Below are 19,202 nucleotides of genomic sequence, written 5' to 3' on the forward strand. Positions count from 1 at the left end.
CCCTTTCAAATTCCATTCATTTTTGACAAAATGAAACATGTCACAATGGTCAATTAAAGTAATATGCCCATTAATAATTTTGCAGGAATTGCGCATGTTTTTTTGTGTAATTAATATGCAATACAAACTCTTAACGAAAGTTTTTAATTAAAAATATTAATGATATGTTGTACATGTAAATATTAATAAGAAATTGATATTTAGAATTTTATAGTGATATTTTTTGTAGGAGAAATAGCACTTTTAGAAATTAATGAAAACAATAACTTAGTTGATAGTTTTTTAGGTAGAGTCTTCCGTCACTTTTGCAAATTGAATTGAAATACCAGTTTCCCATCCTTTCAAATAATCTCATATTTCATCGACGAGTTTTCATTGACTCAGCCCAGCTATGATTTTTACAGCGCGAGCACTCCTTATCGATTCTGTTTAGAATTTTGGTTTCACCACACTTCATACAAGATTAAAAAGTATTAGTTTTAAGGACCTCTGCTTTGCTATAAGCATCCGGAAATAAGGGTAAACCCATTTAATATCATCATCTTCAAAATAAAGCAGATTGAGAATATTGTCTGATTCAAGCAGGGCTGTTCTTACCTGACCTAAGTGTTCAACATTTTACTTATGCATTTCCGAAAAAACTCATCATGAGAATATGACTGTTTTTAGAAATCTTTGTAGACTACATATATAAACCGACGCTAATAAGGTCGGTTTTTTATTACCTAAAGGAAAGTGAAATGAACATTAAACAATATCTTGATGAACTAATTAAACACGAAGGTGGTTATGTAAATAACCCAGCAGGCCGTGGAGGGGCAAATAAGTACAGTATTACTGAAGCAGTAGCATGTGCTAATGGTTTCAAAGGGAATATGTGTGATCTGCCTTCAGACGTGGCGAAGGACATTAATAAAAAGTAGTACTGTACAGCTCTAGTCTTTGACCAGATAAATTTCATTTATTCTGCAGTTGCCGAAGAGCTTTTAGATACGCGTGGAAATTGCGGTACCAGCGTTGCAAAATCTCTTTTGCAACGCGCTTTGAAATTGCAGAACGCAACCCAAGCCAAGAGCAGTTTTTCTATGGTTGGATTGCTAATCGAGAGGTTATTTAAATGGCGAACTGCCCCATGAAATAAAACTTGTAAAAATGATCACGACAAGAAGCAGGTCATTAGGACGGGCTATATAAAAAATAGCTCGTTGCCAGTTAACCCACTTAAGCTTTTAAACGAATAGAAATCTAACTGACAAAAAAACTTTAGCATGTTTTATAACCGATTATACCAATGCTTATAATTAGTTACTTAAGTTTATGGATTTTTTAGGTATCCTTCTTTACTAAATAGCTTTTCACGATATTCAATTTCTAACATTTCTGTTTGCATATGCTGAGGATTAAAATCTTGATCTCTAAGATCAAGCATATCGCAGTAGTTTAAAATCAAGGATTCGTCTTAGTTGTCAGGGATATGAATATGACTGCTGGTGGTTTACATAAGAAAATTAGGGATAATTCAGGAAGTAAAGTGCTTATTGGACTTGTAATACATTTCCTTGAACATGTAAATTTTTTTGGAATTAACCGAGAAGAGCTATTATTACAAGGAGAGCTAATTGACGATAAATTAAGTGATTCAAATCAATGTGTTGCCCTTTATCACTTTGAGAGAATGATTACATATACATATAATACCTGCAAAAATCCTGTAATTGCATTGGATTTTTTTCAAAAAATGGATTCCACTGCATATGGTGTTTTAGGACATCTAGTACCTCTATCTTCAAATTTAAAACAAGCTATAGATACCTTAAAAGAATTCCAACCTTTAATTGGATGTATTGGTGATATTTCACTTCAGCTTAGGTCTGATACTGTTTACTGGAAATGGGATTGTAGGTCAGATGATCCAATTTTTAATCGCTGTGCCAATGAATACAATTTGGCTTGGTGGGTAAGTTTAATCCGTTTGGTTCGAAATGAGCAGTTTTCTGTACTTAAAGCTGTTCATTTCAAACATAGTTTAGCTAAACCAGAATTACAAAATTATTATAATGAGTTTTTTGGGTGTTCAGTCTATTTCGACCAGCCAGAGACAGCTCTGTTGTTATTACCAAAATCTTTAAATATGGCGTTAAGGACTGGAAATGCAGGATTGTATGAAAGTGTTCGAATATTTGCTTCAAAATTATTAGAACAACAAAAAGCTGAAAAAAACTTTACGCAGCAAGTTAAGTCACAAATTTATCTATTACTTCATAAAGATAAGCTTTCTCGTGAAAATGTTGCGGAACAATTAGGGGTGAATGTTAGAACTCTGAGTAGAAAATTACAGCAAGATGGGAATTTATCATATAGTACGCTACTCGATCAGGTTAGATTTGAATTGGCTATAAATTATTTAGAAGTCCATCATGAGCACTCTGTTCTATTTATTTCTAAAGCGCTTGGATTTTATACTAGTCATTCATTTATTTCTTGGTTTAAATCAAAAACAAACTTGACTCCAATGCAATATCGTAAAAATAAGAATACTGAATATCCACAATACTAATAGATATGTCCTATCTGGGAAATTAATTGACCTATAAGCGTTATTTTTTTCTTATTTGTTAAGAATATTATAAAAACGTAATTTAGTTTTACTGGCAGAATTGGTTATGGGGGAAGTCGGCTAATTTGTTCTTGAGTTGTTTTTATTAGCCTATCACCATTTTCTAATAGTAGATGATTTGCATTCAAGGAATTAGAAAGTAGGCACTATTTATAAGTAGTCTCTATAGTAACATCAAGGAAATGATATGAAATTACAAAAAATTTACCCACAGACAATCGGTTTGCTTTTACTTGGATCTTCCATTGCAGGATGTGGTGATAATGATACGGCCTATATTCCCCCTGAAGTGGAGGAATCTTGCCCAGTTGTGATGGACGAAAAACTATTTGCAGACGCCAAAACGCTAGAAAAGCTTGTTCAAGTTGGACCAAATATTGCGCAGCTTCGCTCTACTGGTAGTCAGGCTCATAATCAATTGATTGACTGGATTGAGCTTGAAGCAAAGAAAATACCTGGAATGCAAGTCTATTCAGATCGTTTTGACATTCAGAGATGGCAACCTATTGTTCTGGCTGAAGATGGTAAAGGCCGTAGTTTATTGCGTTCTGGCCAGTTATCAGTAAATGGTAGAGATATTCCTATAGCAGGTGTAGTACCTTATTCTTTAGGAACTCTTTTAGAGGGTAATACAGGACAATTAGTGTTTTTAGCAAGCAATCAACCAATTACAGCTGAACACAAAGGTAAAATTATTGTTCGTGAGATACCTACAGCTAAAGATGCGGTTTTTGCTAATATTGTAGCTCCGCCCTACGCATTTTTATTTCAATTTGCAAAATATTTAAGCCCTTTACTTGATGATCTTAAAACCCAAAGATATGACAAACCATTTTTAGCAGCCCAACTAATGAATAATGATTTAGTTGCTGCTGGAAAAGTTGGAGCTGCAGGACTTATTCTCGGATTTAGTGTCCCTCAAGATCAGGTTAAAGATTATTTTGATCCTCATAACGGGTTACATTATCGTCTTCCAGCAGTGTTCCTTGGTGCTGATGAGTTTGCTGAGGTGAAAGAATTAGCTGAGAATAATACAAGTGGGCGTATTGTTGTTCAGGCAGAGCGAGATATCGCATCTACTCGTAATTTAATAGCAACTCTACCAGGAATGAGTCCTGAGAAGGTAGTATTTGTTGCTAATACAGATGGAAATACTTGGGTACAAGAAAATGGTGTGGCTGGGATTATCGCTTTGGCACAATATTTTGCAAAAATACCATTAAAATGCCGCCCTAAAACATATGAGTTTGCATTTAATACGGCTCACCTCCATATGTCTAAGGAGGGTACGATTCGATATATGAAAGAATTGGATAAAGAATATAAAGAGAAAAAAGTTAGTTTTGTTTTTGCTATTGAGCATCTTGGAACACAAGAGATAGTTGCAAAACCAAGAAAAGATAATGGGCTGGGTCAAAAATTAGAGTTTTCTGGAAGAGCTGAACCACAAGCTTGGTTCGTGCCCGAAGACCATACCTTAATGCAAAATATTGCAATAGAAGCAGCAAAAAGACATAAATTACCTAGTGTGTTGGTTACTACTGGTCAAGATGCTCCAGACCCTGAACGCTTACCTAAACAATGCAGTTTTGGTGGTATTGGTACAGCTTCACATAGAGAATTAATTCCGACAATGGCCACAATTTCAGGTCCGTGGTCTCTATGGGCACCGTCATTTGGAAAAGAAGCAATTGATTTTAATTTAATGCGTAATCAATTGTTAGCAATAGGTGATTCTGTTTTATCACTACAAACACACTCTCGAGCTGAAATTGAAGGACCATACGCTGCTTGGAGAGTTGCACGTGATCAAGGCAAATTGGTGTGTTCACCTGAGGATAATAATGATGGCATAGAAGATGCATCTATTCAGTAATTTGGAATAGCTATTATGGAATATATTTTATAAATTAGGTTTTTAGTATTCTATAGTGCTTATGGAATTGAAAAAATCTAAAAATAGATACTACTTATTTTATACATCAGAATAAATCATTTATTTGTTATTTTAAATAGTGGTTTATTTTGATGTACTCTAATAAATATTACTAATACTAATTTAATGTAAGTATGATTTTATATAATCATCATTATTACAAGGCAATAAATAACTTATTTGTGAAAAATATTGTGAAAATCCATTTTAATTACAATCTTTTGTGATATTGATAAAAGTTATTAAATTTTTTATTCTACTTTCTAAGTGATTATAGATGTGGAATTTATAAAATATTTATGGAGGAGTTATAGATATAGCTATTCATCTGGGTGAATAGAGATGCTAGTAACTCGTCAATTAATATTTTTTAAGAATATTAAATACTTATTTAAATAAGATTATTTAAATAATCAATCGTAGTTTTCAATTCATCATAATGATGAATTTGGCTATCTGTCAAATAATAACTCATAGAAGTATTTGGATGAAAAAAGATAGTTCGCATCCCGACCTTTTTAGCACCTTCGATATCAGCTTTGGGATTGTCTCCTACAAAGATGCATTCGTTTGGAGAGCAACCTAATTCATCACATGCGTATTTAAAAATTCGTGGATCGGGCTTTCTTAAACCTATTGCTTCAGATACGATGATAGTTGAAAAGAACTCGGTTAGACCTAGAGCATGAAAGTTATTTTCCTGAAATGGGGATTTTCCATTTGAAATTAATCCTAATTTATAACCTTGTTGATATAGGTTTTGGATTATTTCAGGTACATGTTCAAACGCTACAGAAAATTTATTGAAATCGGAAATATAAGAGTTAAGAAGATCATTAACATCAAATTTCTCTATATGGAATTCTTTGATTAATTGAGCATAAACTAAGTCTTTCCAAACACTCCCATTATTGTCTAGTTTAATAAATCTTTTGATGAATGCTTTTTTGTTCTTTTGTGGTACCAGTTGGTAATAGTTAACTTGCCATTCAATAAATCTTATAAGTGACGTAGTACGATCAAGTATGGTCTGATCTAAATCAAATAAAATAGCTTTCAACATTTTTACTTTTATTAAATTTCTAGATTTATTAAGTATAGAGACTTAATTGATCAAAATATTTTTAAATTTGTAGCCTAGTCATTGAAGAGAGCAGATCTACGCAAAAGTATAGATGCTCATCCTTGGCATTTACCCCAATGGACAGTTACCTTAACTAAATACAAAATAGTAATTCAGTGGCGATGGAGGGCGTTGAACCTGTGTCTTAAAGAGTTCTCTTCTGAGGGCTTTTCTTATATTTATCCAGCACAATATCCTGATATTTAGAATCGCTTTTATGTGTATAGACTGATTTGTAGGCAATTGTACTTATAAATATTATTTCCCTTTCAAATTCCATTCATTTTTGACAAAATGAAACACGTCACAATGGTCAATTAAAGTAATATGCCCATTAATAATTTTGCTTAAATTTTTGCAGGAATTGCGCATGTTACTTGTTAATTACTATACAATACAAACTCTTAACGAAAGTTTTTAATTAAAAATCTTAATGATATGTTAGAAGTATTTCGATCCACTTCAAGCAAACTGATATTGCTACTTGTTATTGTTTTAGTAGCTATACTGCAATATCAATTTTGGTTAGGTGAGGGTGGCTATATCCCTCATCAAGCTCTCATGCAACAAATTCAGCAACAAGCTGAGGTAAATGAAGAGCTTAAAGAACGAAACCGTATTTTGGCAGCAGAGGTTTTTGACCTGAAAAATGGTACAGAAGCAATAGAAGAACATGCTCGCCTTGATCTTGGTTTGGTTAAGCCTCACGAGACATTTGTTCAAATGAGTACAATCAGTACCCATTACAAGCCTATTTATATTGACCCGAACGCTAAAGTTGATTTGGAAACGAATGAGACACCTGCATCCCCAGATATCCCAGACTAAATTATGGGCAGTTATACCAGCTGCTGGATCAGGAAGTCGATTTTCTAAAACTGAATTGAAGCAGTATCAATATATTCAGGATAGGACTGTTTTAGAACACACTATTCGCCGTATAAGTCAACTTCCGTTAAATGGTTATGTTTTGGCTATTGGTACACAAGACACCTTTGCTCAGACTCTTGCATTTCAAAATATAGATAAGGCTCATTTTTGCACTGGTGGAGCTGAGCGAGTTCATTCGGTATTGAATGCGTTAAATCATCTTTTAAATTTTGCCGATGAAAATGATTGGGTTCTTGTGCATGATGCAGCTCGACCTTGTGTAACAATTGATTGTTTAAATGCACTTGTGGCAAAGGCAATTGAATCAAATAATAGTGCTATTTTAGCAATTCCTGTTCGTGATACTTTAAAGCAAGTTAAGACAGGCGATCATATTGGTAAAACAGTAAGCCGAGACTCATTATGGCAAGCTCAAACGCCTCAAATTACTAAAATTGGTAAACTCAAAAAAGCAATTGAACATGCTTTAGAAAATAACGTCACTATTACAGATGAAGCAAGTGCACTTGAATATATGGGTGAAACTGTACGGGTCGTGATGGGGCGTTCGGATAATATAAAAATTACTTATCCCGATGATTTAGAACTTGCGCGTTTGATTCTCCAATCTCAATCTTAATTCTATTATTTTTAAATTGCTTGGATGATTAAATCGTCTAAGCAAATTTTCTACATATCTATTTATAACAACTCATATTCTTTTACATTTATAAGTTTTACGATTTATCCGGATTATACAACTATCTTAGATAATGTTCGATCATCGAACAAATTTCACTTATACCGAACAAAACCATAGTGGGATAACTAGATCAAATTATAAAAATTATCAAGAATGTTTAAAAGGGAAATCTAAGGGAAACACTCGGGATTGAGTGAAATATTTATCTATTCTTCTCGCCTCAGTGTGCCTAACTCTCTTACCTATCTCTTCTTCAATGAGCACAATGGAGTTGTCTAATGATTGACAAAAGTAAGTCCTCTCTTAGCGAGGTTCTATCGCAGATTAAAGATGGTGCCACCATCCTGATTGGTGGTTTTGGTACCGCAGGACAACCCGCTGAACTCATTGACGGACTGATTGAACTGGGTGTTAAAGGCCTGACTATTGTTAGCAATAACGCCGGTAATGGCGATTACGGTCTGGCTAAACTGCTTAAGGCTGGTTCAGTTAAAAAAGTCATCTGTTCTTTCCCGCGTCAGTCAGACTCTTATGTATTTGATGAACTGTACCGTGCCGGAAAAGTAGAGCTTGAAGTAGTGCCGCAAGGTAATCTGGCTTGTCGTATTCAGGCAGCGGGTATGGGACTTGGGGCTGTATTTACCCCAACAGGCTTTGGAACACTTTTAGCCGAAGGCAAAGAAACCCGTGAGATTGATGGGAAAGATTACGTACTTGAATATCCGATCAAGGCTGACTTTGCCTTGATTAAAGCTTACAAGGGCGATCGCTGGGGCAATCTGGTTTACCGTAAATCTGCACGTAACTTTGGCCCGATTATGGCGATGGCAGCTGATGTCACCATTGTTCAGGTCTCTGAGGTAATTGAGTTAGGTGGATTAGATCCAGAGCACATCATCACCCCAGGTATTTTTGTACAGCACGTTGTACAAGTAGCGCCAGCACAATAAGCAATAAGGAGAAATAACATGAGCTATCAAAAACTCAGCCGTGACCAGATTGCAAAACGTGTGGCACAAGACATTCCTGATGGTGCCTATGTGAACTTGGGTATTGGTTTGCCAACCAAGATCGCAAGCTATTTACCTAATGACAAAGATATTTTCCTTCATTCTGAAAATGGTTTATTGGCTTTTGGCCCACCACCAGTGGAAGGTGAAGAAGACCCTGAACTGATTAATGCAGGTAAAGAATTTGTGACCATGCTTGAAGGTGGTAGCTTTTTTCACCATGGTGACTCATTTGCCATGATGCGTGGTGGACACCTTGATATTGCGGTACTTGGTGCCTTTCAGGTTGCAGCTAATGGTGACTTGGCGAACTGGCATACCAGTGCGCCAAATGCGATTCCTGCAGTGGGTGGTGCAATGGATTTAGCTGTGGGTGCCAAGAAAGTATTTATCACCACAGACCATGTGACCAAACAAGGTGAGCCGAAGATTGTGGCTGAGCTGAGTTATCCAGTTACGGGTAAGCACTGTGTTGACCGTATTTACACCGATCTTTGCGTGATTGATGTGACCAAAGATGGTTTGAAAGTGATTGAGAAAGTAGAAGGTCTTAGCTTTGATGAGTTACAGGCTTTAACGGGTGCAACTTTGATTGATGCGACTCAAGGGTAAGGAAGTAGGAAATGACATTAAAAAATGCTTATATCATCGATGCCATCCGTACTCCGTTTGGTCGTTATGCCGGTGGCCTTGCTCCTGTTCGTGCCGATGATCTTGGCGCTGTGCCGATTAAAGCTTTAATCCAGCGTAACCCGAATGTAGATTGGGAACAGGTCGATGATGTGATCTATGGCTGTGCCAACCAAGCTGGTGAAGACAACCGTAATGTCGGTCGTATGTCGGCTTTACTTGCTGGTTTACCGTATCAGGTTCCAGCAACCACCATTAACCGCTTGTGTGGTTCATCACTCGATGCGATTGCCATTGCAGCTCGTGCTATTAAAGCGGGTGAAGCAAACTTGGTGATTGCAGGTGGTGTAGAAAGCATGAGCCGTGCACCGTATGTGTTGGGTAAGTCGGACAGTGCTTTTGGTCGTAGTCAGAAGATTGAAGACACCACCATGGGCTGGCGTTTCATTAACCCAAAACTTAAAGAATTGTATGGTGTAGACACCATGCCCCAGACTGCCGAAAACGTAGCTGAAAAGTTTAACGTTAATCGTGCAGATCAGGACCAGTTTGCCTTGGCGAGCCAACAACGCACCGCAAGCGCGCAAGCCAAAGGCTTTTTTTCTAAAGAAATCGTGGCAGTTGAAATCCCTCAGCGTAAGGGTGATGCTGTTGTGATCGATACCGATGAACAACCACGCGCTTCAACCCTTGATGGCTTAAGCAAGCTTAAACCTGTGGTTAAAGCAGATGGCACAGTCACTGCGGGTAATGCTTCAGGCATTAACGATGGTGCAGCAGCACTACTGATCGCATCTGATGAGGCAGTTCAAGCTTACAACTTAAAACCACGAGCCAAGATCATTGCTTCAACAGCAGTGGGTGTAGAACCGCGCATTATGGGTTTTGCTCCGGCACCTGCAATCAAAAAGCTTCTTAAACAAGCCAACCTGACTTTAGATCAGATGGATGTGATTGAGCTGAATGAAGCATTTGCTGCGCAAGCATTAGCAGTGACCCGTGATTTAGGTTTGCCAGATGATTCTGAAAAGGTCAATCCAAACGGTGGTGCAATTGCATTGGGTCATCCACTTGGTGCCTCAGGTGCACGCCTAGTGACTACAGCCTTAAACCAGCTTGAGCAAACAGGTGGACGTTATGCCTTATGTTCAATGTGTATTGGTGTAGGCCAAGGTATTGCACTCATTATTGAGAGAGTCTAATCATGAGCCAGTTATATGCTAGCTTGTTTTATCAAAAAGACGTCACTGACATCTTTAGTGACTCATCTTTAATCGCATATATGATTCGGGTTGAAGTTGCGCTAGCTCAAGCACAGGCACAAGTTGGCGTGATTCCTCAAAATGCTGCTCATACAATTGCCCAAGTAGCTGAGCAGGCACTAGAAAAGTTTGATTTTCCAGCGTTGGCTGTAGCAACTGGCTTAGCTGGAAATATCGCAATTCCATTTGTAAAGCAACTTACAGCAATAGTTAAAGATGTTGATGAAGATGCTTCACGCTATGTGCATTGGGGCGCAACGAGTCAAGATATTTTAGACACAGCATGTATTTTGCAATGCCGTGATGCGTTGAACATTGTGGAAGCACAACTTCAACAGTGCTACACCACTGCATTACAACAAGCTAAGCAATATCGCCATCAGGTCATGATTGGGCGTACATGGTTACAGCAAGCTTTGCCAATTACTTTAGGACATAAGCTTGCACGTTGGGCTTCTGCATTTAAACGTGATTTGGACCGTATACAAGCAATGAAACCACGTGTACTCACTGCTCAGTTAGGTGGTGCTGTGGGTTCATTAGCTTCTTTACAAGATCAAGGTTCGTTTGTGGTCAGTGCATTTGCTAAGCAGTTGAATCTGAATGTACCCACAAGCACATGGCATGGTGAGCGTGACCGTATTGTAGAAATCGCAAGTGTGCTCGGCATGATTGTTGGTAACACAGGCAAGATGGCTCGTGATTGGTCACTCATGATGCAAACAGAAATTGCTGAATTGTTTGAGCCAACTGCAAAAGGTCGTGGTGGTTCATCGACCATGCCTCATAAGCGTAATCCAGTGGCAGCAGCTTCAGTACTTGCAGCAGCAAATCGTGTGCCTGCACTTATGTCTAGCATTTATCAAAGTATGGTGCAGGAACATGAGCGTAGCTTAGGTGCGTGGCATGCAGAATGGCTGGCAATCCCTGAAATTTTTCAGCTTTGTGCTGGAGCTTTAAGTCGTACTGGTGAAGTTTTACAAGGTTTTGAAGTTAATGTTGAGCATATGCAACAGAACCTTGAATGTACCAACGGGTTGATTATGGCGGAAGCTGTGATGATGGCACTGGCTCCAAAAATTGGACGTTTAAATGCACATCATGTTGTTGAAGCAGCTTGTAAAACAGCTGTGGCTCAAAAGCAGCATTTATCTGAGGTGGTTAGTCAGTTAGATGAAGTAAAAGAACATTTTTCCCCAACAGAAATTTTGGAAATATTTAAAGCAGAAAACTATTTGGGCAACATTCAGGCTCAAATTGATGCTGTTCTGCAAGAAGCACAAGGAGGAGACATAAAGTGAAACAGCTTATAACCAATCGACAAGGTAAACAGCTCGCTGTATATACCGACGGATTAAAAGATGCTCCTGTGCTTGTGTTTTCTAATTCGTTAGGAACAGACCATGGGATGTGGCAACCACAGTTAAATGAATTAAAAAGTCATTTTAATGTCATTACATATGACACACGAGGCCATGGTGAAAGCGATGTAATTAGCGATACCACATTGCAAAATTTAGCGGAAGATGTTGTTGATATCTTAGATGCCTTAAATATTGAAAAAGCTCATTTTTGTGGAATTTCAATGGGTGGAATTACAGGGCTTTGGTTAGGTATTCATTATCCAGAGCGCTTTCACAGCATTACAGTTGCAAATTCAGCAGCCAAAATTGGGCAGGCTGATGCTTGGTTAAGTCGCGCAGAATCAGTAGAACAAAATGGTTTAGCTGAATTGGTTAAAACCACGCACACACGTTGGTTTAGCGAAAAATTCGACTATCAACATAATGTGGTTGCACAAACGACGATTCAAAGTCTCGCAAACACACCAGCACAAGGTTATGCCAATGCATGTCGTGCTTTAGCACATGCCGATTTAAGAGATGAAATTGCACAAATCCAAATTCCAGTACTGCTGGTTGCAGGGACATATGATCCGGTGACTACAGTAGCAGACGCTGAGTTTATGCAGCGTGCTATTAACAATAGCCAACTTGCAAAACTGGAAGCATCTCATCTTTCTAATATTGAACAACCACAAAGATTTACTCAGGAATTGACTAGGTTTATTCAGCAAATCTAATAGCTTAGTGATTTAAAAGGAATTGGCCTTAAGGAGGCAAATATGGCGTCTCAGGATTACGCTGCACCAAACAAAAGTATCGATGCTCAAGCACTGATTAATGATGCTCCACTCAGTAAGTATCAATGGATGATCGCAATCATCTGTTTCTTAATTATTTTTACTGATGGGATCGATACTGCTGCAATGGGTTTTATTGCTCCAGCTTTGGCTCAGGACTGGGGCGTTGACCGTTCTCAGTTAGGCCCAGTAATGAGTGCTGCACTTGGTGGAATGATTATTGGAGCTTTGGTTTCTGGCCCGACAGCTGACCGTTTTGGTCGCAAAATCGTTTTGGCCGTTTCAATGCTGATTTTTGGTGGTTTTACCTTGGCATCTGCCTATGCAACAAATCTGGATAACCTTGTTGTATTGCGCTTTTTGACAGGTATTGGGCTGGGTGCAGCTATGCCAAATGCCACAACATTATTCTCTGAATATTGTCCAACACGCATTCGTTCCCTACTGGTGACATGTATGTTCTGTGGCTACAACTTAGGTATGGCAACAGGTGGCTTTATTAGTAGTTGGCTCATTCCGACTTACGGTTGGCACAGTCTATTTTTGCTGGGTGGCTGGTCACCTCTGATTTTAATGATTTTAGTGATTTTCGTTTTACCTGAGTCTTACCGCTTTTTAATTGTTAAAGGTAAAGACCCAGAGAAAGTACGCAAAATTTTAAATCATATTGCGCCAACTCAAGTTAAAGACGTAAGCACTTTTTATGTTCCAGAAGAAAAAACTGAAACAGTGCAAAAGAAAAATGTTTTTGGAATTATGTTTTCTAAACCATATGCGAAAGGAACATTTTTGCTTTGGTTGACCTATTTCATGGGATTGGTTGTTGTTTACTTGCTTACAAGCTGGTTACCAACACTCATGCGTGAAACAGGTGCTTCAATGGAGCGTGCTGCATTTATTGGTGGGTTGTTCCAGTTCGGTGGTGTGGTGAGTGCATTATTCATTGGTTGGGCGATGGACAAATTCAACCCGAACCGAGTGATTGCTATTTTCTACTTCGCCGCAGGTCTATTTGCGATTGCTGTAGGTCAAAGCTTAGGAAATTCAACTTTACTTGCTGTATTGGTGCTTTGTGCAGGTATCGCGATTAACGGTGCGCAATCTTCAATGCCAGCTTTAAGTGCACGTTTCTATCCAACCCAATGCCGTGCAACAGGCGTGTCTTGGATGACAGGTATTGGACGTTTCGGTGCAGTATTTGGTGCTTGGATTGGTGCAGTACTACTCGGTAACGATTGGTCGTTTACTGCCATTCTCAGTTTATTACTGATTCCAGCGACTGCTGCGGCTGTTGCTGTATTTGTTAAATCACTTGTTGCGCATACCGATGCAACTTAATGGAGGTCTATCACAATGAATGATGAAGAACGCTATAAACAAGGCATTGAAGTGCGGACTGAAGTTTTAGGTGAAAAGCATGTTGGTCGGTCTTTGCAGAACTTAAATGACTTTAACCAAGATTTTCAAAATTTTATTAGTCGTTACGCATGGGGTGAGGTGTGGTCTCGTCCGGGTTTACCACGTCATACACGTAGTTTAGTGACTATCGCAATTTTATTGGCGCTTGGTCGTGAAGATGAATTACGCATGCATTTACGTGCTTGCTTCAACAATGGTGTAACCAAAGAAGATTTAAAAGAGTTGATCTTACATAGCTCACTCTATGCAGGTTTACCTGCTGCAAACGCTGCAATGCATATGGCTGAAGAAGTCTTTAAAGAATTGGGGATAGAAGTAAGCCCAGTTGCAGCGAAAGAACAGGATTAAGGAGATAAAGATGTCACAACATAGCTGGGGTGCTTACGCCCAACGTAATACAGATGATCATCCACCAGCGTATACGCCAGGTTATAAAACAAGTGTATTACGTTCGCCAAAAAATGCATTGATCTCTATTAACGAGACTTTAACTGAAGTCACTGCACCGCATTTTTCTTCAAATCTGTTTGGCCCAAAAGATAACGATTTGATTTTGAACTATGCCAAAGATGGTTTGCCAATTGGTGAGCGTGTCATTGTTCATGGCTATGTTCGTGATCAATTTGGACGTCCTGTAAAAAATGCGCTTTTAGAAGTATGGCAAGCCAATGCTTCAGGTCGTTACCGTCATCCAAACGATAAATTTATTGGCGCCATGGACCCTAACTTCGGTGGTTGTGGTCGTACCTTAACGGATGAAAATGGTTTTTATATTTTCCGTACCATTAAACCGGGTCCGTACCCATGGCGTAACCGTATTAATGAATGGCGTCCGGCACATATTCATTTCTCTTTAATTGCTGACGGTTGGGCTCAGCGCCTGATTTCACAGTTTTATTTTGAAGGTGATACTTTAATCGATTCTTGTCCGATTTTAAAAACCATTCCTTCTGAAGATCAACGTCGTGCACTAATTGCACTAGAAGATAAAAACAACTTTATCGAAGCTGATAGCCGTTGTTACCGTTTTGACATCACTTTACGTGGACGTCGAGCGACTTACTTCGAAAACGAATTGACTTAATCAGGAGCCTTAGTATGAATAACTGGAATTTTCAGGAATTAAAAGAAACAGCATCTCAAACGGGTGGTCCTTACGTTCACATTGGTTTGTTACCACAACAAGCAAATATCGAAGTTTTTGAAAACAACTTTAATAACCAGCTTGTACAAGACCAGACTCAAGGCCAGCGTATCCGTCTTGAAGGGCAAGTATTTGACGGGTTGGGTTTACCTCTACGCGATGTGCTTATCGAAATTTGGCAGGCCGATGCAAATGGTATTTACCCGAGTCAGGCTGATACACGTGAGCAAAAAGCTGACCCAGCATTTCAAGGTTGGGGCCGTACTGGTGCAGACTTTGAAACGGGTATTTGGAGTTTCAATACAATTAAACCGGGCGCAACTGCGGGGCGTAAAGGTTCAACTCAGGCACCTCATATTGCTTTAGTGATTTTCGCTCGTGGTATTAATTTAGGTCTTAATACGCGTGTTTATTTTGAAGATGAAGCAGAAGCAAATGCCAATGACCCGATTTTAAATAGCATTGAATGGGCACCACGTCGTCAAACACTTATTGCAAAGCGTTTTGAAGAAAACGGTGAAGTTGTTTACCGCTTTGATATTCGTATTCAAGGCGATGACGAAACCGTATTTTTTGATATTTAAGAAACACCCAAGGCTACACATGATCGCCCATGGATGCGTGTAGCCTTTTTCAAGGATGAATGATATGAACATGAAAACATTATTAAGCTTAAGTTTGCTTGCACTTCCATTTTTTACAGCACAGGTGAATGCTGAACCAGTCGCTTTATCTGCTCAAACACAACCTACGAGTACAGCTGTTAAAACGATTGTTCCGATTACAGCAAAAACTAAAGAACAAGCTTTGGCACAAGCTCAAGTCATTGTAAATACAGCAGATGCTGATTTGGCAGAATTCCGTATCGATTTACTCAGTTTTGCTAGTGATACAAAACAAGTAATTGCGTTAGGTCATGAATTAAAAAAGATCTTAGGCAATAAGCCAATGATTGCCACAATTCGTACTAAAAATGAAGGTGGCCAACTTGAAATTAGCGATGTGGATTATGGTAAGACCTATCAGGCTTATTTAAAAAATCCTTTCATGGATTGGTTAGATGTTGAAATGTTCCGTGATCAAAAAGTAGTTTCAGAAATCGTTCAAAAAGCACATCAAAAGAAAGTGCTGATTGTGATGTCTAATCATGACTTCCAAAAAACACCAAGCCAAGATGAAATTGAAAAGCGCTTGTTAAAACAAGATCAGATGGGCGCAGATGTTCTGAAAATTGCAGTAATGCCAAAATCTAAACAAGACGTTTTCACTCTAATGAACGCGACTTTAAAAGTAAGTCAGCAAACCACTAAACCTTTATTGACCATGTCAATGGGGCAGTTAGGGACGATTTCTCGTGTTGCGACAGCCAATATGGGTGGAAGTTATAGCTTTGGCATGATTGGTGAGGCTTCTGCACCAGGGCAAATTGATGTGACCAAGCTCAAACAGATTTTAAAAACCGTTCAACCAACAAACCCATAAATCATAAGGACATGATGAAATGAATACATTACGTTTAACTACTCTTGCATTAGGTTTGATGGTTTCAGGTGTAGCCGCGGCTCAAACTTATGTTGTTGACCGTTATCAGGACGATAGCAATAAAGGTTCTTTACGTTGGGCAATTGAGCAAGCCAATGCTAACCCAGCCGATGCGAGCGAAATCTTGATTCAGGCAGTGGGCAAAGCACCTTATGCAATCAAATTAAACAGCGCGCTTCCTGAGATTAAAGCACCGGTCAAAATCATTGGTACCCAGTGGGATAAAACTGGTGAATATATTGCGATCGATGGTTCAAACTATATTAAAGGCGAAGGTGCGAAAGCTTGCCCAGGCGCAAACCCTGAACAGTACGGAACAAATGTACGTACCATGACTTTACCGGGCTTAGTACTACGCGATGTAAATAATGTCACGTTAAAAGGTCTAGATATTCATCGTTTCTGTATTGGTGTATTGATCAACCGTTCAAGCAATAATCTCATTCAGCACAACCGTATTAGCAATAACTATGGTGGTGCGGGTGTCATGCTTACTGGTGATGATGGGCAAGGTAACCCAACTGCAACCACGACCAATAACAATAAAGTTTTAGACAACATCTTCCAAGACAATGGCGATGGTTTAGAACTAACCCGCGGTGCTGCTTTTAACCTGATTGCAAATAACCATTTTGTTTCAACTAAAGCAAACCCAGAGCCATCACAAGGTATTGAAATTTTGTGGGGTAATGACAATGCCGTAGTCGGTAATAAATTCGAAAACTATTCGGATGGCTTACAGATTAACTGGGGTAAGCGTAACTATATTGCCTACAACGAAATGACCAATAACTCGATTGGTTTTAACATGACTGGCGATGGCAACATTCTCGATAGCAACAAAGTGCATGGTAACCGTATTGGTGTTGCGATTCGCTCTGAAAAAGATGCAACTGCAAAAATTACATTGACTAAAAACCTGATTTGGGACAATGGTAAAGATATCAAGCGCTGTGAAGCGGGTGGTTCATGTGTACCGAATCAGCGTTTAGGTGCAATTGTATTTGGTGTACCTGCACTTGAGCATGAAGGATTCGTAGGTTCTCGTGGTGGTGGTGTAGTTGTTGATCCATCTAAACAACAAAAAACATGTACTCAACCAAATCAACAAGGCTGTAATGCTCAACCTAATCAGGGTATTAAAGCTCCTAAATTAACTGCGAATAAAGGTTCAGTTGCGGTAGAAGTTAATGGTTTACCAAATCAACGTTACCAAGTTGAATTTTTTGGTAATCAAAATGCGGCATCAAAAGAAGCTGAGCAATATTTAGGGGCAATAACAGTTGCTACAGATGCACAAGGAATTGCAAAAGCGAATTGGAAGCCAACTGTAAAAGTTGCCTCAATTACAGCGAATATCACTGATCGTTTTGGTGCAACTTCTGAGCTTGGTTTTACAAGTGTTAAATAACAATAAGGAAAGCGCCTCAAACTGAGGCGCAGCATAGAAATATAGAAATGATAAAAGGGACTTAAGATGCCGAATTTAATGAAACTGAGTGTATTAACAATCGCTGTATTAGGCAGCCAATTTGCGCTTGCGAATGAGCCGTGGTCACAAGACCGTCAATGGTTGCTTGGCGACTGGAATGGTGAGCGCCAGCAGCTAGAGCAACAGGGCTATAAATTTACAGCTTCTATTATGAGCCAAGCTGCCACAAATTTAGATGGTGGTTACAACGACAGCAATACTTTTGAAAATGCTGCACAACTTTCTTTAGGTGCAAACTTCGACTTAGAAAAAATTGCTGGATGGAAAGATACAACAGCGAGCCTAGTCGTGACTAAACGTGACGGGAATGCACTCACTTTAGAGCGTATTAAAGACCCGCGTTCTAGCCAATTGGGCAATGCCCAAGAGATTTATGGTCGCGGTAAAATCTGGCGTCTGTCTCAGGCATGGGTCAAAAAAGGTTTTGTTGATAACACAGTACAGGTCAAAGTGGGCCGTATGGGTATGTCAGAGGACTTTAATAGTTCTCAATGTGAGTTTCAGAACTTATTGCTTTGCGGTGGGCAGTTAGGAAAATCAATCGGTTCAATTTGGTACAACTCACCAGTTGGTGTTTGGGCTACAAATGTTAAATATCAGTTTGCGCCTGAGTGGACATTGGGATTGGGTGTTTATGAGGTAAATCCAGACAACATTAAAACCGAATCAAACAGTGATGGTTTTAATCTGGATATGAATAATGTGAAGGGAGCAACCATACCGGTTGAGCTTGCATGGAAACCAAAACTTGCTGCTTTTAATGGCTTACCGGGTGAATATAAAGTAGGGGCGTTGTACTCAACAGCAGAAGCGAATGACATTAAAACTGCTGGCAAAGTTCGTGATGGGAAACAAAGTTTCTGGATTAATGCTCAGCAACAACTTACCCATAAAGGTGAAGACCCTAAACGTGGTTTATACGTAAGCTTGAACGGTGTTGTAAATGATAAAGCAACCACCTTTGTTCAAAGTACACAACAACTTGCACTTTGGTATAAAGGGCCGTTTGATAGCCGTCCAAATGATTCGATTGGTTTTGGTATTGCCAATTATGTGGTCAATGATCGTGCTAAAGATAAGCAGATCGCAACGAATGAAAGTCGTGGATACTATAGCTATGATGCGATTGCATCTGACTATATTCCAATTCAAGACGACGAACTAAATGTCGAGTTGAACTATACCTATCAATGGTCTCCGGCCGTTATGTTACGTCCAAACATTCAATATATCCATCAACCTGCTGGTGTAAAAGCGGTCGATGATGCTTGGGTGGCTGGTCTTAGCGTAAAAGTCAATTTTTAACAATGT

Annotated in this window: 17 protein-coding genes and 2 pseudogenes; 17 read left to right on the forward strand and 2 right to left on the reverse strand. The window is 39.0% G+C overall.

Features of this window, described 5'->3' with window-relative positions:
* Positions 1 to 358: 358 nt before the first annotated feature.
* Positions 359 to 686 (reverse strand): annotated as a pseudogene (locus F936_RS18755) (DUF421 domain-containing protein); the annotation flags it as partial.
* 54 nt (positions 687 to 740) lie between these two features.
* Here F936_RS18755 and F936_RS19400 point away from each other — a divergent pair.
* From F936_RS19400 to F936_RS08870, 3 genes and pseudogenes are all read left to right on the forward strand, one after another.
* Positions 741 to 1,117 (forward strand): annotated as a pseudogene (locus F936_RS19400) (glycosyl hydrolase 108 family protein).
* Positions 1,118 to 1,480: 363 nt separating this feature from the next.
* On the forward strand, positions 1,481 to 2,557 hold the full coding sequence (locus F936_RS08865) for an AraC family transcriptional regulator (protein WP_005046722.1): 1,077 nt from the start codon (positions 1,481 to 1,483) through the stop codon (positions 2,555 to 2,557).
* 247 nt (positions 2,558 to 2,804) lie between these two features.
* Positions 2,805 to 4,493: a hypothetical protein gene (locus F936_RS08870; RefSeq protein ID WP_004643030.1), complete on the forward strand. Its 1,689-nt coding sequence runs from the start codon at positions 2,805 to 2,807 to the stop codon at positions 4,491 to 4,493.
* Between the two features lie 451 nt (positions 4,494 to 4,944).
* On the opposite strand, the gene F936_RS08875 is transcribed toward F936_RS08870, so the two are convergent.
* The gene (locus F936_RS08875; RefSeq protein WP_005046724.1) at positions 4,945 to 5,616 is read right to left on the reverse strand and encodes an HAD family hydrolase; all 672 of its coding nucleotides are present in this window, start codon (positions 5,614 to 5,616) and stop codon (positions 4,945 to 4,947) included.
* 498 nt (positions 5,617 to 6,114) lie between these two features.
* Between F936_RS08875 and ftsB the strand changes: the two genes are divergently transcribed.
* From ftsB to F936_RS08945, 14 genes are all read left to right on the forward strand, one after another.
* Positions 6,115 to 6,504 carry a cell division protein FtsB gene (ftsB, locus tag F936_RS08880; protein ID WP_004643028.1) on the forward strand — a complete coding sequence of 130 codons (390 nt, stop codon included), beginning with the start codon at positions 6,115 to 6,117 and terminating at the stop codon, positions 6,502 to 6,504.
* Entirely contained in the window at positions 6,470 to 7,186 is a 717-nt protein-coding gene (ispD, locus tag F936_RS08885; RefSeq protein WP_005046726.1) for a 2-C-methyl-D-erythritol 4-phosphate cytidylyltransferase, read from the forward strand. The genes ftsB and ispD overlap by 35 nt, the downstream gene beginning before the upstream one ends.
* Positions 7,187 to 7,527: 341 nt before the next feature.
* Positions 7,528 to 8,199, forward strand: a complete 672-nt coding sequence (locus tag F936_RS08890; RefSeq protein ID WP_005046728.1) for a 3-oxoacid CoA-transferase subunit A — start codon at positions 7,528 to 7,530, stop codon at positions 8,197 to 8,199.
* 18 nt (positions 8,200 to 8,217) lie between these two features.
* Positions 8,218 to 8,871 (forward strand): 3-oxoacid CoA-transferase subunit B, encoded by a 654-nt coding sequence (locus F936_RS08895; protein WP_005046730.1) that lies wholly within the window; start codon positions 8,218 to 8,220, stop codon positions 8,869 to 8,871.
* Positions 8,872 to 8,882: 11 nt separating this feature from the next.
* Positions 8,883 to 10,091, forward strand: coding sequence for a 3-oxoadipyl-CoA thiolase (pcaF, locus tag F936_RS08900; RefSeq protein WP_005046733.1), 1,209 nt, complete (start codon positions 8,883 to 8,885; stop codon positions 10,089 to 10,091).
* Between the two features lie 2 nt (positions 10,092 to 10,093).
* Positions 10,094 to 11,452 carry a 3-carboxy-cis,cis-muconate cycloisomerase gene (pcaB, locus tag F936_RS08905; protein WP_005046735.1) on the forward strand — a complete coding sequence of 453 codons (1,359 nt, stop codon included), beginning with the start codon at positions 10,094 to 10,096 and terminating at the stop codon, positions 11,450 to 11,452.
* Positions 11,449 to 12,234, forward strand: a complete 786-nt coding sequence (pcaD, locus tag F936_RS08910; RefSeq protein ID WP_005046739.1) for a 3-oxoadipate enol-lactonase — start codon at positions 11,449 to 11,451, stop codon at positions 12,232 to 12,234. Before pcaB ends, pcaD begins: the two co-directional genes overlap by 4 nt.
* 42 nt (positions 12,235 to 12,276) lie before the next feature.
* Complete coding sequence (locus F936_RS08915) at positions 12,277 to 13,632, forward strand: 4-hydroxybenzoate transporter PcaK (protein ID WP_005046741.1); 1,356 nt, start codon at positions 12,277 to 12,279, stop codon at positions 13,630 to 13,632.
* A gap of 15 nt (positions 13,633 to 13,647) precedes the next feature.
* Complete coding sequence (gene pcaC, locus F936_RS08920) at positions 13,648 to 14,061, forward strand: 4-carboxymuconolactone decarboxylase (protein WP_005040148.1); 414 nt, start codon at positions 13,648 to 13,650, stop codon at positions 14,059 to 14,061.
* A gap of 10 nt (positions 14,062 to 14,071) precedes the next feature.
* A complete protein-coding gene (gene pcaH / locus F936_RS08925; RefSeq protein ID WP_003652026.1) occupies positions 14,072 to 14,797 on the forward strand; it encodes a protocatechuate 3,4-dioxygenase subunit beta in 726 nt (241 codons plus the stop codon).
* 14 nt (positions 14,798 to 14,811) lie between these two features.
* The gene (gene pcaG, locus F936_RS08930; protein ID WP_003652024.1) at positions 14,812 to 15,441 is read left to right on the forward strand and encodes a protocatechuate 3,4-dioxygenase subunit alpha; all 630 of its coding nucleotides are present in this window, start codon (positions 14,812 to 14,814) and stop codon (positions 15,439 to 15,441) included.
* Positions 15,442 to 15,511: 70 nt separating this feature from the next.
* On the forward strand, positions 15,512 to 16,339 hold the full coding sequence (aroD, locus tag F936_RS08935; protein WP_080595335.1) for a type I 3-dehydroquinate dehydratase: 828 nt from the start codon (positions 15,512 to 15,514) through the stop codon (positions 16,337 to 16,339).
* Between the two features lie 19 nt (positions 16,340 to 16,358).
* Positions 16,359 to 17,810, forward strand: coding sequence for a NosD domain-containing protein (locus F936_RS08940; RefSeq protein WP_005046743.1), 1,452 nt, complete (start codon positions 16,359 to 16,361; stop codon positions 17,808 to 17,810).
* A 66-nt stretch (positions 17,811 to 17,876) separates the two neighbouring features.
* Complete coding sequence (locus tag F936_RS08945; RefSeq protein WP_005046744.1) at positions 17,877 to 19,196, forward strand: carbohydrate porin; 1,320 nt, start codon at positions 17,877 to 17,879, stop codon at positions 19,194 to 19,196.
* The last annotated feature ends 6 nt before the right edge of the window (positions 19,197 to 19,202 follow it).

Source organism: Acinetobacter calcoaceticus DSM 30006 = CIP 81.8, from assembly GCF_000368965.1.
Taxonomy (GTDB): Bacteria; Pseudomonadota; Gammaproteobacteria; order Pseudomonadales; family Moraxellaceae; genus Acinetobacter; species Acinetobacter calcoaceticus.

Bases quoted from the DNA above. Each gene is read 5' to 3' on its own strand.
- ftsB (WP_004643028.1), top strand. From the start codon at position 6,115: ATGTTAGAAGTATTTCGATCCACTTCAAGCAAACTGATATTGCTACTT.
- pcaG (WP_003652024.1), top strand. From the start codon at position 14,812: ATGAATAACTGGAATTTTCAGGAATTAAAAGAAACAGCATCTCAAACG.
- F936_RS08890 (WP_005046728.1), top strand. From the start codon at position 7,528: ATGATTGACAAAAGTAAGTCCTCTCTTAGCGAGGTTCTATCGCAGATT.
- pcaF (WP_005046733.1), top strand. From the start codon at position 8,883: ATGACATTAAAAAATGCTTATATCATCGATGCCATCCGTACTCCGTTT.
- F936_RS08945 (WP_005046744.1), top strand. From the start codon at position 17,877: ATGCCGAATTTAATGAAACTGAGTGTATTAACAATCGCTGTATTAGGC.
- pcaC (WP_005040148.1), top strand. From the start codon at position 13,648: ATGAATGATGAAGAACGCTATAAACAAGGCATTGAAGTGCGGACTGAA.
- pcaB (WP_005046735.1), top strand. From the start codon at position 10,094: ATGAGCCAGTTATATGCTAGCTTGTTTTATCAAAAAGACGTCACTGAC.
- F936_RS08865 (WP_005046722.1), top strand. From the start codon at position 1,481: ATGACTGCTGGTGGTTTACATAAGAAAATTAGGGATAATTCAGGAAGT.
- ispD (WP_005046726.1), top strand. From the start codon at position 6,470: ATGAGACACCTGCATCCCCAGATATCCCAGACTAAATTATGGGCAGTT.
- F936_RS08875 (WP_005046724.1), bottom strand. From the start codon at position 5,616: ATGTTGAAAGCTATTTTATTTGATTTAGATCAGACCATACTTGATCGT.
- F936_RS08870 (WP_004643030.1), top strand. From the start codon at position 2,805: ATGAAATTACAAAAAATTTACCCACAGACAATCGGTTTGCTTTTACTT.
- F936_RS08940 (WP_005046743.1), top strand. From the start codon at position 16,359: ATGAATACATTACGTTTAACTACTCTTGCATTAGGTTTGATGGTTTCA.
- aroD (WP_080595335.1), top strand. From the start codon at position 15,512: ATGAAAACATTATTAAGCTTAAGTTTGCTTGCACTTCCATTTTTTACA.
- pcaH (WP_003652026.1), top strand. From the start codon at position 14,072: ATGTCACAACATAGCTGGGGTGCTTACGCCCAACGTAATACAGATGAT.
- F936_RS08895 (WP_005046730.1), top strand. From the start codon at position 8,218: ATGAGCTATCAAAAACTCAGCCGTGACCAGATTGCAAAACGTGTGGCA.
- F936_RS08915 (WP_005046741.1), top strand. From the start codon at position 12,277: ATGGCGTCTCAGGATTACGCTGCACCAAACAAAAGTATCGATGCTCAA.